The organism is Vagococcus changpingensis, from assembly GCF_058211775.1.
In genome coordinates, this window is record NZ_JBYVZB010000001.1 from 334765 (window position 1) to 348323 (window position 13559).

15 protein-coding genes and 1 pseudogene are annotated in these 13559 nt (G+C 34.0%); 15 read left to right on the forward strand and 1 reads right to left on the reverse strand.

Annotation, left to right across the window (positions count from 1 at the left end; all coding sequences use genetic code 11):
- Positions 1-68: 68 nt before the first annotated feature.
- Positions 69-623 (reverse strand): tyrosine-type recombinase/integrase, encoded by a 555-nt coding sequence (locus AC37UB_RS01730; protein ID WP_117972326.1) that lies wholly within the window; start codon positions 621-623, stop codon positions 69-71.
- Between the two features lie 250 nt (positions 624-873).
- On the opposite strand from AC37UB_RS01730, the gene AC37UB_RS01735 reads away from it, so the two are divergent.
- The 15 genes and pseudogenes from AC37UB_RS01735 to AC37UB_RS01805 all read left to right on the forward strand — a co-directional run bounded on the left by AC37UB_RS01735 (position 874) and on the right by AC37UB_RS01805 (position 13047).
- Complete coding sequence (locus tag AC37UB_RS01735) at positions 874-1398, forward strand: GNAT family N-acetyltransferase (protein ID WP_158559356.1); 525 nt, start codon at positions 874-876, stop codon at positions 1396-1398.
- 397 nt (positions 1399-1795) lie between these two features.
- A complete protein-coding gene (locus AC37UB_RS01740; RefSeq protein ID WP_490685233.1) occupies positions 1796-2662 on the forward strand; it encodes a shikimate dehydrogenase in 867 nt (288 codons plus the stop codon).
- Between the two features lie 17 nt (positions 2663-2679).
- A complete protein-coding gene (gene aroF / locus AC37UB_RS01745) occupies positions 2680-3699 on the forward strand; it encodes a 3-deoxy-7-phosphoheptulonate synthase (RefSeq protein ID WP_490685234.1) in 1020 nt (339 codons plus the stop codon).
- 18 nt (positions 3700-3717) lie between these two features.
- Complete coding sequence (aroB, locus tag AC37UB_RS01750) at positions 3718-4785, forward strand: 3-dehydroquinate synthase (protein ID WP_490685235.1); 1068 nt, start codon at positions 3718-3720, stop codon at positions 4783-4785.
- Positions 4785-5951, forward strand: a complete 1167-nt coding sequence (aroC, locus tag AC37UB_RS01755; protein ID WP_490685236.1) for a chorismate synthase — start codon at positions 4785-4787, stop codon at positions 5949-5951. Before aroB ends, aroC begins: the two co-directional genes overlap by 1 nt.
- A gap of 17 nt (positions 5952-5968) precedes the next feature.
- On the forward strand, positions 5969-7060 hold the full coding sequence (locus AC37UB_RS01760; RefSeq protein WP_490685237.1) for a prephenate dehydrogenase: 1092 nt from the start codon (positions 5969-5971) through the stop codon (positions 7058-7060).
- Between the two features lie 14 nt (positions 7061-7074).
- Complete coding sequence (gene aroA / locus AC37UB_RS01765) at positions 7075-8358, forward strand: 3-phosphoshikimate 1-carboxyvinyltransferase (protein ID WP_490685238.1); 1284 nt, start codon at positions 7075-7077, stop codon at positions 8356-8358.
- A gap of 1 nt (position 8359) precedes the next feature.
- Entirely contained in the window at positions 8360-8863 is a 504-nt protein-coding gene (locus AC37UB_RS01770) for a shikimate kinase (protein WP_490685239.1), read from the forward strand.
- A complete protein-coding gene (pheA, locus tag AC37UB_RS01775) occupies positions 8864-9691 on the forward strand; it encodes a prephenate dehydratase (protein ID WP_490685240.1) in 828 nt (275 codons plus the stop codon).
- 5 nt (positions 9692-9696) lie between these two features.
- Positions 9697-10279 (forward strand): annotated as a pseudogene (locus AC37UB_RS01780) (ABC transporter ATP-binding protein); the annotation flags it as partial.
- A 293-nt stretch (positions 10280-10572) separates the two neighbouring features.
- Positions 10573-11133 (forward strand): alkaline shock response membrane anchor protein AmaP, encoded by a 561-nt coding sequence (gene amaP, locus AC37UB_RS01785; protein WP_117972336.1) that lies wholly within the window; start codon positions 10573-10575, stop codon positions 11131-11133.
- Positions 11134-11146: 13 nt separating this feature from the next.
- The gene (locus tag AC37UB_RS01790; protein WP_071456867.1) at positions 11147-11323 is read left to right on the forward strand and encodes a DUF2273 domain-containing protein; all 177 of its coding nucleotides are present in this window, start codon (positions 11147-11149) and stop codon (positions 11321-11323) included.
- A gap of 34 nt (positions 11324-11357) precedes the next feature.
- Complete coding sequence (locus AC37UB_RS01795; RefSeq protein WP_117972337.1) at positions 11358-11888, forward strand: Asp23/Gls24 family envelope stress response protein; 531 nt, start codon at positions 11358-11360, stop codon at positions 11886-11888.
- A gap of 28 nt (positions 11889-11916) precedes the next feature.
- Complete coding sequence (locus AC37UB_RS01800) at positions 11917-12162, forward strand: GlsB/YeaQ/YmgE family stress response membrane protein (protein WP_071456869.1); 246 nt, start codon at positions 11917-11919, stop codon at positions 12160-12162.
- A 525-nt stretch (positions 12163-12687) separates the two neighbouring features.
- A complete protein-coding gene (locus tag AC37UB_RS01805; RefSeq protein ID WP_241699012.1) occupies positions 12688-13047 on the forward strand; it encodes an NAD(P)H-dependent oxidoreductase in 360 nt (119 codons plus the stop codon).
- Positions 13048-13559 lie beyond the last annotated feature (512 nt).

The following is a 13559-nucleotide window of genomic DNA, read 5'->3' on the forward strand; positions in this document are numbered from 1 at the left end:
TACAGGTTAAAAAAAGGCTGACTAAAAAGTTCTAAAATAGAAAAAATCACTTTTGGGTCAGCCTTTTTTTATATTCCTAATCTGAAATCTGCTAACGTATTGCCAATCTCATCTGTTGTTATGCCAATATATCGTTTCGTCACTTTTTCAGAACTATGATTAAATATTTCCATTAATGTTGCAATATCTCGTGTTTTTCGGTAATAATGATAACCAAATGTTTTTCTAAGAGAGTGAGTGCCAATATCTTTTCTTCCTAAATTATCGGCGATTTTTTGATACTGTTTATACACCGTGTTTACTTTCAAGTGTCCACCTTGTTGACGACTTGGAAACAACCACTCATCATCGTCTTTTCCTTTAATGTACTCTGCAATGGCATCTTGTAAATTATCAAGATACAATACTTTTCGTTTCCCAGTTTTTCTTTCAACAATGATCGGACGCTTTTCATATTTGATATCTCTTACTTTTAGTTTCACAATATCCGACATCCTTAATCCATTGTTAATCCCAAAAATAAATAGAAAGGTATCGCGTTCTGGATAGTTTGTTCTTCTAAGCCAAAATAAAAAATCATCTATCTCAGTTTGACTACGTAATGGTTGAACATTATACGACATTTTTACCACTCTTTTCTCTAAAATTTACAGTTCACTATTTTTATTATATAATAACATAATAATGAACTTAATAATATAGAATTTTAAACACTTGATAAATCAATACTTAAGTTCATGATTTTACATAATATAGTGAACTCAAATAAAAATTAATTAATTTTCGTGTTTACCACAGGACGATTCTAAGCACTTTAAATTTTTAAAGATGGACAATTGCTTAAAATCATTATTTGGGAATTAGGAGGAAATGATGAAGTTAATACCAATCGAACAAATAGATATTCCAACCATTAAACACTTTAAAGAGTCATTCAATCAAACCCAGAACATTATACACGGTGCCAATCAATTACAACGATCAAAAAACATCAATCAATGGTTACGAGATGTCGCAATTTTAAAAACAAAAGATTACAAACAATCGGTTCAAACAACACACTATGCACTCATCAATCACTTAGGTGAAATGGTTGGCATCTCTGATGTCAAACATCATCTAACTCCTTATCTACAAAAAGAAGGTGGACACATTAGTTATAGCATTTCACCTGCTTATCAAGGAAAAGGTTATGGAACATTATTACTTAAAGAAACGCTAAAAAAGGCACATATGTTAGAATTAAAAAAAGTACTGCTAACTTGTAAAGAAACTAACATTGCATCTAAAAAAGTGATTGAAAACAACCAAGGTATCTACCAATACACTATAGTGATAAACCAATCCAAAGTAGAACACTATCTCATTCATTTGGATAACAATAATTATATTATGTAAACCAAATAGTGTGTTTTTAAAAAAGATAGCATACATCAAATGTTATGTTAATTATTTTATTGACAACCTCTCATTTAACTACTATACTTAACTCAATCTTACATCAGTTTGGAGTGGAAATATCATGAAAACAACTCATATAATAAAAAGTCCACAACTGAATAATTACTACTTTAGCTATTTTAGATAGGTTTGTGTTCATCAAGGTGTGGATACAAACAACCCAAGTTTGTATCTATGATGGCTAAGGAAATTTAGATTGATTTCAAAACCCACATAGATCTTAAAAAATCTATGGTGGTGTTTTACATATACTGTATATTAAGTATAAGGATGTTCACTGTAGAATTTTTTAAGTCTACGTGAGCATCTTTTTTATTAGGAGGAATTTAAAAACATGTCATGTATTGAAGTGAATGGGCACACTAGATTAGCAGGATTTTTCGCTAGTCCCGCAAAGCATAGTTTATCTCCAATATTGCATACCACATCATTTGAAGAACTCGGTATCAATGCTGTTTATCTAGCATTTGATATTAAACCAGACCAACTTGACGCAGCAATTAACTCGATTCGTACATTAAATATGATGGGAGTTAACTTATCAATGCCACATAAAGTTAACGCTCTACCACTCATGGATGAATTGTCTACAGAAGCGACTTTGATAGGCGCTATTAATACAATTGTTCATAAAGGTGGTAAGTTAATAGGACATAATACAGATGGATTTGGTTTTATGGAAAGTTTGCGTGTTAATCAAATTCCTATTAAAAATCAAACGATGACGATTTTAGGAGCAGGTGGCGCAGCAACAGCTATTTTAGTCCAAGCAGCACTCGATGGTTTTAGTGACATTCACATTTTTAGTCGACTGGGTAATCGGTTTGATGAAATGAAAAAAAAGATTCTGGAATTATCTAATATAGTAGACTGTAAGATAACGCTGACGGATTTATTTGATTCACAGACTTTAAAAGAAGCCATTACTAGATCACATATACTCGTTAACTCAACCAGTGTTGGCATGATTAATGATGAGTCCTTAATTGAGGATGAGTCACTATTACGAAAAGACTTGGTTGTCTACGACGTGATTTATAACCCGAGAAAAACTAAACTATTAAGACAAGCGGAACAAAAAGGCTGCCAAACCATTAATGGGCTTGATATGTTATTGTATCAAGGAGCAAAGGCATTTAATCTATGGACAAACCAAGATATGCCTATTGAAAAAGTAAAACACATAATAGAAAAAGCATAAAGAAAGAAGGAAATCTCATGATCGTTATTATGAAATTAGGTGCAACAAGTGAACAAATTAATCAAGTCGTAAAAAGAATTGAAGAAAGTGATTTAGAAGTTCAAGTCAACACTGGTGAAGAACAAGTCATTTTAGGAATTAAAGGTGATACACGAAATATTCAAGATATTGCGTTCAACAGTTATGATGGGGTAGATAAAACTGTTCGTATTACCAACACATATAAACTAACTTCTCGTGAATTTCATCCAGATAACACAGTAGTTGATGTTGATGGGTTAAAAATTGGTGATGGAAGTTTCGTTACAATGGCTGGTCCATGTTCAATCGAAGGATTAGACCAAATTCGTGAAACTGCTCGTATCGCAAAAGCTGGTGGTGCCTCTATCTTACGTGGTGGCGCGTTCAAACCTCGTACTTCTCCATACGCTTTCCAAGGTTTGGAAGAAGAAGGATTAAAATACATTAGACAAGCAGCTGATGAGTTTGATATGAAAGTTATTACAGAAGTGATGGATGAAGCTCATATTGATATGGTTGCTGAATACGCTGATATTTTGCAAATTGGTGCTAGAAACATGCAAAACTACAAATTACTTAGCGCTGTGGGACAGACTGGTAAACCAATTGGCTTAAAACGTGGGATTGCTGGAACGATTGATGAGTGGTTAAATGCTGCAGAGTACATTGCTGTTGCTGGAAAAAGTGATGTTATCTTTATCGAGCGTGGTATCCGTACTTACGAAACAGCAACACGAAACACGTTTGATTTAAGTGCCATTCCTCTTATAAAAAAATTAAGCCACTTCCCTATTATTGCTGACCCTAGTCATGGTACTGGTGTATGGGATTTAGTGACACCGATGGCAAGAGCTAGTGTCGCTGCAGGAGCTGATGGCATGATTGTTGAAATTCATCCAGATCCAGCAAATGCTTGGTCAGACGGACAACAATCATTAAATGAAAAAACTTACTTACGAATGATGGACGAAGTCAATGTATTAGTTAAAGCAATGGAAGAAATTAAATCACTATAAACTAAAGGAGTCTTTTGCATGATTGAAGTAAATTTACCAAATCACCATTATAAAATTGAGGTTCAACGAGGTCTTTTAAAATCTTGTGGGCAATGGGTGGCGAATATTTGGCGACCACAACGAGTAGCGATTATCACAGATGAAACTGTCGCAGAGCTTTATGGTGAGGATGTGGCTGATAATTTAGTTGACCACGGCTTCGACATTACCATGCTTGTTGTCCCACCAGGCGAAGAAAGTAAATCACTAGAAAAAGCGACACTTTTATATGATGCGCTAGCTGATAACGGCTTTACACGTAGTGATGGTGTCATTGCCTTAGGTGGAGGTGTCATTGGGGATTTAGCAGGGTTTGTTGCCTCAACCTATATGAGAGGAATTCATTTCTTGCAAATTCCAACGACCTTACTAGCACAAGTTGATTCTAGTATTGGTGGTAAGACTGCTGTTAATACTAAAAAAGCGAAAAACCTTGTCGGAACGTTCGCTCAACCTGATGGTGTCTTAATCGACCCAAATGTGTTAAAGACGTTGGAAATGAGACGTGTCAGAGAAGGTATCGCGGAAATCATCAAATCAGCTGCCATTGCAGATAAACAGCTTTGGGATTATTTAGGAACACTAAAAAATGAAGAAGATTTACTCAATCATGCAGAAGAAGTCATTCATGCGTCTTTAGAAGTAAAACGTCATGTTGTGGAAGAAGATGAATTTGATCATGGTAGTCGACTAACACTTAACTTTGGACATACAATTGGTCATGCGATTGAAAAAACATCTGGTTATGGTGTGATTAGTCATGGTGAAGGGGTTAGCTTAGGTATGGTCATGATTTCGACTCGTGCCGAATCGTTTAACCAATCACCTAGAGGGATTACCGAAGAGTTAATTACCATGTTGACGAAATTTCATTTACCAACACGTATCGCGTTAAATCGTGGGACAATTTTTGAAGCCATTACGCATGATAAAAAAGCACGTGGGAACACACTAAAAATTATATTATTAAAACAAATTGGCCAAGCCAAAATCGTAGATATACCGATTGAACAAATGAAAGATTACATTATTGAGGAGGAAGTATAGTGAGATATATTACAGCCGGTGAATCTCATGGTCCTGAACTAACAGCAATTATTGAAGGACTTCCTGCAGGATTACCTTTAACTGCAGATGACATAAACAAAGAATTAATTAGACGTCAAACAGGATACGGTCGTGGTGGGCGTATGCTGATTGAAACAGACCGTGTTAGAATCACGTCAGGTTTACGTCACGGAAAAACATTAGGTTCTCCTATTACACTAGTCGTTGAAAACAAAGACTGGAAGAACTGGACAAAAGTTATGGGGATTGAAGACGTGCCTGAAAAACAAAAAAAAATACGTCGTGTCGCTAGACCTAGACCAGGACATGCTGACTTAGTTGGTGGCATGAAATACCACTTCGATGATTTAAGAAACGTCTTAGAGCGCTCGTCTGCACGTGAAACAACAATGCGAGTGGCAATTGGTGCAATCGCTAAAAAAATCCTTTCAGAATTAGACATTGACGTTGCTGGTCACGTCACCATGCTTGGTGGTATTAAAGCAACAGTGCCAGATGGATTAACTGTCTCAGAAATTCGTGAAATGTCAGAACAATCAGATGTACGTGTGGTAGATGCCACGGTTGAACAAGACATTCGTGATTTAATTGATGAAACAAAGAAAAAAGGTGACACAATTGGTGGTGTCGTTGAAGTATTAGTTGGTGGAGTTCCTGCAGGATTAGGAAGTTATGTCCAATGGGATCGAAAACTAGATGCGAAAATCGCTCAAGCTGTTGTGAGTATCAATGCCTTTAAAGGGGCTGAATTTGGTGTTGGCTTTGAAGCAGGTGTGTTACCTGGCTCTCAAGTCATGGATGAAATTCTTTGGGATGAAAAGAATGGTTACACAAGACGAAGCAATAACTTGGGTGGTTTTGAAGGCGGTATGACAAACGGCGAGCCGATTGTTGTCCGTGGGGTTATGAAACCTATTCCGACTTTATATAAACCTCTGCAAAGTGTTGATATCGACACAAAAGAGCCATACAAAGCCAGTATCGAACGCTCTGATAGTACAGCAGTACCTGCAGCAAGTGTGGTAGCTGAAAATGTCGTAGCCACTGTTGTAGCCAATGACATTCTTGAAAAATTTGAGAGTGATTCGTTTGAAGAACTCGTTCAATCAGTAAAAGAATATAGAGAGTACACTAAAAACTTTTAGTCGCTAGGAGGATGTGTATGACTGGAAAAACCATCATGATTGTTGGTCTAGGACTAATCGGTTCTTCCTTGGCTAAATGTATAAAAATTGACCATCCCAATGCTCAAATTATTGGCTGGGATTATTCTGATAGCACAAAACGAATTGCTAAAAAAATTGGCATTGTCGACGAGATTCCTCATTCATTTGAAGAGGGTGCCGAAATATCAGATGTCATTATTTTAGCCACACCTGTGTCAATTTCAATCGATTATTTAAATCAACTAGCCTTACTTTCATTAAAAGAAAACCTCTTAGTAAGTGACACAGGTAGTACCAAAAAAGACATTATGCAACAAGCTAAAGAGATGCCGTTTGACTTTATCGGTGCTCACCCAATGGCGGGTTCACACAAGTCTGGTGTCACAGCCGCTGATGAGAACTTATTTGAAAATGCTTATTTTATTATAACGAACGATCGACACATAAACCGTGTAGAGGAGTTAACACAACTATACAGCGGAACTCATGCCAAATACGTGGAACTAACATCTGATGAGCACGATGAGATTACAGCAATGCTATCTCATTTGCCACATATTATCGCATCAGGTTTAGTCAATCAATCCGATGCCTTTCATCAAGAACACCCAAGAGCCAAACAATTAGCAGCTGGAGGATTTCGTGATATTACTAGGATTGCCTCATCTGACCCGAAAATGTGGACGGATATCTTAATGAGTAATCGCACCACACTTGTACAAGAGCTTGATGATTGGCAAAAGCAAATGAGTCAAGTTAAACAGTGGTTATTAAGTAAAGACTCTGATGCTATTTATGATTTTTTTGAACGGGCAAAAGAAACCCGTGATCAGCTTCCAATCCACCAAAAAGGGTCAATCCCGGCATTTTATGATTTGTTTGTAGACGTGCCAGACAAACCCGGGATTATTGCTGAAGTAACGGGGCTTTTAGGAGAAGCCAATATCTCAATCATCAACTTAAAAATATTAGAAACAAGAGAAGATATTATCGGCGTGTTGCAGGTTAGTTTTAAAAATGACCATGATTTATTGCAAGCAAAAGAGTGCATTGCAACATACACGGATTATGTCTGTCGAACACAATAGGAGGAAATGACACTATGAAATTAATCTCAGCTAGTCCATTAAATGGAACCATACACGTTCCTGCTGATAAATCTATTTCACATCGAAGCATTATGTTTGGTGCGATTTCAGAAGGTACCACAACCATCAAAAACTTCTTACGAGGAGAAGACTGTTTGAGTACACTTAACGCGTTTAAAAGTTTGGGTGTGCCAATCACAGATGATGGCGAAACCATTCGTGTAACAGGTGTAGGCTTTGATGGTCTAAAAAAACCAGCTACAGCACTTGATTTAGGTAATTCTGGTACCACAATTCGTTTAATGATGGGGATTTTGGCGAAGCAGTCATTCGACACGGTTTTATTTGGTGATAAGTACCTAAACAAACGCCCAATGAATCGCGTCATGTTACCACTTAATCAAATGAATGCTAATCTATCAGGGCATGATAATAGTGAATATCCTCCTATTCACATTTCAGCAAATAATCAACTAACACCCATCACTTATCACATGCCAGTAGCAAGTGCTCAAGTGAAATCTGCTATCTTGTTTGCAGCCTTGCAAGCTGATGGTGAGACAACCATTATCGAAAAAGAACCCACTAGAAATCATACTGAAGAGATGATTCGACAATTTGGTGGGACTATCACAACAGATGGAAAAAACATTCGTATGACAGGTCCACAACGATTAGTTGGACAAAATGTTACTGTGCCTGGCGACATTTCATCTGCGGCGTTCTTTTTAGTTGCCGGAGCTATTGTCCCGAATAGTGCAATCGTGCTCAAAAACGTGGGAATTAACCCAACCAGAACAGGGATTCTAGATGTTTTAGAAGAGATGAATGCCGATGTGGTGATTAGTGAAGAAGATCATGCGAATCAATCAGCCACCCTCACTGTTAAAACAAGTAGTTTAACTTCTACTACAATTAGTGGGGATATTATACCTCGTTTGATTGATGAAATTCCAATTATTGCTTTGCTTGCAACACAAGCAAATGGTCAAACAGTCATTAAAAATGCTGAAGAACTAAAAGTAAAAGAAACCAATCGTATTGACGCAACAGCTGAAGAATTAAGAAAACTTGGTGCAGATATTACGCCAACAGAAGATGGGTTAATCATCAATGGCCCATGTCAATTGCACGGTGGAAACGTATCAAGTCGAGGGGATCATCGTATCGGGATGATGCTTCAAATCGCTGCGTTACTAACTGATGAAGACGTTGTGATGGAAAAATCAGAAGCTGTTTCAGTATCTTATCCAGTCTTTTTTGAGGATGTCACACGACTTTCAAGAGGTGATTATTAAAATGACGCTCGTTTTAATAGGCTTCATGGGAGCAGGCAAAACCACAGTTGGTAATGTATTAGCAAATAAAACAGCAACCAAGCAAATTGATTTAGATCAGTGTATTGTCGATAAAATTGGGATGCCGATATCTGAATATTTTGATGAGCATGGAGAAGAAGCCTTTAGAGAACTTGAAACTACTATGTTAAAGGACTTTTTAAACATACCTGGTATTTTATCGCCAGGTGGTGGGGTAATTTTAAAAAAAGAAAATCAAGCGTTATTAAAAGAACAGGCTACAGTCGTTTATTTACAAACTGATTTAGAGGAATTATTACGTCGAATCGATCAAGATACGACAAATTATCGTCCGTTGTTGCATAATAAAACAATAGAAGAGGTGAAAGATATCTTTTTACCTCGAATTCCCATTTACGAAGAAATTGCTGATCATATTGTTGATACCACGAATAAAACACCGGAAGAAATCGCTGATGTTATTTTAGAATTAGTAGGTGATTAAATGGAAGTTGGTTATTTAGGACCAAAAAACTCGTTTACATACAAAGCAGCATCATATTATTTTGATGATTCATCATTACAACCTTATGCAAGCATTACAAATTGCTTAAATGCCTTGAAGAAGAATCAAGTTGATTATGCTGTTGTGCCGATTGAAAACTCATTGGAAGGGTCTGTTCACACAAGTATGGACGGGCTTTTTCAAGAAAAAGATATCACTGTTTGTCGTGAAATCATTTTACCAATCCAACAAAACTTATTAGTGAATGATTTGACGATCATTCCTAAAAAAATCTTGTCACACCCACAAGCTCTCGCACAATCACAACAATTTTTAGAAACATATTACCCAGATGTCTTGATAGAACAAGTTCCATCAACCACATTTGCGGCAGAATATGTAGCTGAACACCCGTCTGAATCAGTTGCAGCAATAGCCTCAAAAGAAGCAGCAAGAGAGTATGGGTTAGAAATTTTATCATCAGACATTCAAGACAATCGATTTAATCAAACACGTTTTTGGTTATTAGGTAAAGAGCCGTTTAGACAAGATGAGTACCAACCGCAAAAAATGACGCTATTTATGACATTACCTAAAAATGCGCCAGGAATCTTACACAAAGTCCTTTCAGCGTTTGCTTGGCGTGAAATTGATTTAAGTAAAATAGAATCTAGACCACTAAAAACTGAGTTAGGTGAGTATTACTTTATTATAGATGTACCAATTCATGACAATATCAAGCTAGTTGAATATGCGCTTGAAGAAATCACATTATTAGGTGCTAAATATCAGCAGTTAGGTTATTATCCCATCGTCATAAAGGAGTGAAGTGAGTGTTAATTAATTGCGAGAACGTGTCGTTTATAAGAGATAAGCAACCAATATTACAGCATATAAACTGGCAAATGAATGACCATGAAAATTGGGCAATTTTAGGGTTAAACGGTTCAGGTAAAACAACACTACTCAAACTAATTACAGGATATGATTGGCCTCCAAGTGGAAAGTTAACCGTTCTGGGTGAAACATTTGGAAAGACTTCCATCCCTGATTTAAAGAAAAAAATAGGGTGGGTCAGCTCAGATTGTTTTGATTGCAAGAGCTTTGATGGCTAAACCTGAGCTACTGATATTTGACGAACCTTGTAATGGACTTGATTTGTTTGCAAGACAATCCATGTTAGAATAAATTGATAGCATTGCACAAGAAAAACAACCGAAAGGATTAATCTTTGTTACTCATTATATAGAAGAAATTCCAGCAAGTTTTGATCATATATTATTAATTAAAGATGGAGAAATATTTGCAAAAGGATTAAAATCAGACGTCTTAACGCCTGATTTGTTAACACGATTTTATGACAATTCTGTTGCGGTTATTAAATTACCAGATAATCGACTAACCATTATACCAAAAAGCTCTAAAGTAATTACTTTAGAGCTTTTTATTTTGTTGTCATTAGGAAGAGTGGTGTATTATCTTGTCGATAAAAAATTATTTTGATTTGGTTTACATAAGATATATTAAACTAAACTAAGATATATATTTAAAATAAAACAAATATATATCATATATCAAAAAATTATACGTTCACAGATACATTTAATATTCTTTTTATGTATTTTTTAGTTGAGATAACGCTTTATTTTTGACTTTAGATTGTATATAAAATACAATATTACTATAAATAGTTAGAAAGGAGTTCTGATATGAACATTTACAAAAAAGTGTTTATTTTGATAAGTATATTATTATTAATCCCACTTTTATTTACTAATGTTATACAAAATCAATACTTAGCAAATCTTTCTTTTAAGCTTATTCAAATGGAAAATTATCCTTTTGTGGGTTCTTATATTCCATTTTATCTATTTTGGGGAAGCATTCTGGTGATCATATTCTTAATCATTTTATTCTGTTTTATTCTCTTATATCCTAGGAATAAAACAGAAGTCTATTTTTCTAAATCTAAAGGCAGTCTTTCTATTAAGAAAAATGCTGTTGAACAATTTGTATCTACTATTTTGACTCAAGAGCCTTGGTTAAAAAATCCTAAAGTGTCTGTCACAATGAAAAAGAAGAAGATTAAAATTTTTATATCATGTAACTGTTCTAATATTAACTCTAATCTAGTTGATAAAACAAGCGAATTATCTCATCGTATAAGACAGGAATTTTCAATCTTTCTAGGGATCGATGATCCTAAACAAGTATCAGTTGAAATAAAACAAGTTTCAAATAAAAAAGCTAGTAATCCACGTGTTATTTAAGGAGGATAAGAAAATGGAAGATTTTATAAAAAAATATAGGTTTCCTATTTTGGGAGCTCTCATTGGCCTAGGCTTAGCTATATCATTTTTTAGTTTAGGATTTTTTAAAACAATTATCCTTATTATTTTAACGTTACTAGGTGCTTGTATCGGTTATTACCTTCAAAGAAATAATTTTTTGAAGAAATAAAAAAATAACAATAAATAAATTGGAGGAATCAATCATGGAAAACAAAGGAACACAAGTAGAAGTAAAAAAATCAGAGTTAAAAGGTGAATTAACATTTGAAGACAAAGTTATTCAAAAAATTGTTGGTATTTCATTGGAAACTATTCCTGGTTTATTAACAATTAATGGTGGATTTTTTTCAAATTTAGCAGATAAGATTGTTAATAATAATGATGTAACTTCAGGAATTGATGTTGAAGTAGGAAAAAAAGAAGTTGCTGTTGATTTAGATATCGTTGCAGAATATGGTGTAGATATTTCAAAAATATACGAAGACATCAAACGAGTGATTGAAAAAGAAGTAAAGCATATGACGAGTCTAGAAGTTATAGAAGTAAATGTTAATGTCGTAGATATTAAAACAAAAGAACAATACGAAGAAGATAGCGTTACTGTTCAGGATAAGGTGAGTGACGCTACAAGTGAAGTTTCAGACTTTGTTTCTGATCAAACTAACAAAGTCAAAAAAGTGTCTTCTAAAGGAGCAACAAAAGTAAAAGAAGCAACTGAGCCCAGAGTAGAATAATAATATTTTTAGATGAGGAGTGATATATATGGGATTCATTTGGTCATTAATAGTAGGTGGAGTTATCGGAGCTATAGCAGGTGCTATAACAAGTAAAGGAAAATCTATGGGATGGATTGCTAATATTATTGCTGGTTTAATTGGTTCTTCAGTTGGCCAATCTTTATTTGGTTCATTTGGACCATCTTTAGCCGGAATGGCTATTATTCCATCAATCATTGGAGCAGTTATTGTTGTGGCTGTCGTGTCATTATTTACTGGTAAAAATAGCTAACAAAATAAATACAAAGATGAAGCAAAAGATAAATTAAATAAATAATAAAACTAATTAAAATATCCTACAATTTTTATACTACATAAATAAAAAATGTTCTCTTAAGTAAAATTTAGCTTAAGAGAACATTTTTTTGGATACACATAAGCACATATCTTAATTATTCTTATATTTTTCTCTCTCATTAGCATAAAATTTATCAAATGTTAAGTAATGATTTAATTTCCGACCAAATTGTTACGTCTGTCAAAACATAAAAAAACACCTACCTAGAATAAAAAATACCTTCAGATTCTCTTAATCTAGCGGCCTATTAGAGAGCTCTATTAATAATATAAAATTAATTAACCGAATAGCTATAGCTATAAAAATTTCAAAACTATAAATATAGAATTTAACTAAATTTTAAAGACAAACAAATAAGCAACGAAAACCAATTGGCTTCTGATACTTAAAATCACTATATTGTACTCATCCACATCATTTGATGTAAAGCCAGGATATTTTGAAATAGTTTTAGAAGAAATGGAGCGCATTAAAAAAGTTGATACCATAATATTTGTATTTTCGATTTATTGGCACAGTTTACTAGCTATGTTAAAAGGATGTATAGATAGAGTATTCAATTATGGTTTTTCATATGGAAACGGCAATAAATTACCGATCAATAAAATTAGATGGGTTCCTATAGCTGGAAATACTCGCAAGAAGTATAAAAAAAGAGGATATGACCTAAATATTGAACATAAACTTAATATAGGAATAGCAGATTATGCAGGTGTCAAAGACTCTGAAGTTAATTACATTTGGAACAGTTTAGGTGAATATATTGAAAATGAATCACAATCTACTTACTTTGATAATCTAATGAAAAAAAGCATTTGATTATGAAAAAATATATAAAAAATACTCTATTCTTTATTTAATAAAAGAATAGGAATCGTTTTAACTTGTCTAGAACATTTAATTCCATATTAAGAAAAAAGTAGATATAGATTCGAAGATGTTTCAGAATCTAATCCTGCCAAATAATGTTTGGGTATAATATAGTTTTAAATTTACAGCCAGAAAATTTAAAATTATAAAAAGCTCTCAGAAACTTATAAAACTGAGAGCTTTTTCATTATCAACATAACAACATGAAATCAGATTCAACAATAATAGACTAGGTACTAAATTTTCATGAATAATTATTTTATCAATTTGGTTTACATAATATATATTAAACGAAGTTGTTTTAGGGATTAAAATCTACCAGATATACCATGTTATTCATAAAACACATCATCAGCATGAGTCATTCAATTAATTAACCATATATAAGTTTATTTAACTAAATAAAACCTATATAACTTAATATGACTTCTAGTATTATTATATTAACATGACTACATGAT

What these genes read in the sequence shown, in the direction of transcription:
- AC37UB_RS01730 (WP_117972326.1), bottom strand. Translation starts at nt 623, where the DNA reads ATGTCGTATAATGTTCAACCATTACGTAGTCAAACTGAGATAGATGAT.
- AC37UB_RS01735 (WP_158559356.1), top strand. Translation starts at nt 874, where the DNA reads ATGAAGTTAATACCAATCGAACAAATAGATATTCCAACCATTAAACAC.
- AC37UB_RS01740 (WP_490685233.1), top strand. Translation starts at nt 1,796, where the DNA reads ATGTCATGTATTGAAGTGAATGGGCACACTAGATTAGCAGGATTTTTC.
- aroF (WP_490685234.1), top strand. Translation starts at nt 2,680, where the DNA reads ATGATCGTTATTATGAAATTAGGTGCAACAAGTGAACAAATTAATCAA.
- aroB (WP_490685235.1), top strand. Translation starts at nt 3,718, where the DNA reads ATGATTGAAGTAAATTTACCAAATCACCATTATAAAATTGAGGTTCAA.
- AC37UB_RS01760 (WP_490685237.1), top strand. Translation starts at nt 5,969, where the DNA reads ATGACTGGAAAAACCATCATGATTGTTGGTCTAGGACTAATCGGTTCT.
- aroA (WP_490685238.1), top strand. Translation starts at nt 7,075, where the DNA reads ATGAAATTAATCTCAGCTAGTCCATTAAATGGAACCATACACGTTCCT.
- AC37UB_RS01770 (WP_490685239.1), top strand. Translation starts at nt 8,360, where the DNA reads ATGACGCTCGTTTTAATAGGCTTCATGGGAGCAGGCAAAACCACAGTT.
- pheA (WP_490685240.1), top strand. Translation starts at nt 8,864, where the DNA reads ATGGAAGTTGGTTATTTAGGACCAAAAAACTCGTTTACATACAAAGCA.
- amaP (WP_117972336.1), top strand. Translation starts at nt 10,573, where the DNA reads ATGAACATTTACAAAAAAGTGTTTATTTTGATAAGTATATTATTATTA.
- AC37UB_RS01790 (WP_071456867.1), top strand. Translation starts at nt 11,147, where the DNA reads ATGGAAGATTTTATAAAAAAATATAGGTTTCCTATTTTGGGAGCTCTC.
- AC37UB_RS01795 (WP_117972337.1), top strand. Translation starts at nt 11,358, where the DNA reads ATGGAAAACAAAGGAACACAAGTAGAAGTAAAAAAATCAGAGTTAAAA.
- AC37UB_RS01800 (WP_071456869.1), top strand. Translation starts at nt 11,917, where the DNA reads ATGGGATTCATTTGGTCATTAATAGTAGGTGGAGTTATCGGAGCTATA.
- AC37UB_RS01805 (WP_241699012.1), top strand. Translation starts at nt 12,688, where the DNA reads ATGGAGCGCATTAAAAAAGTTGATACCATAATATTTGTATTTTCGATT.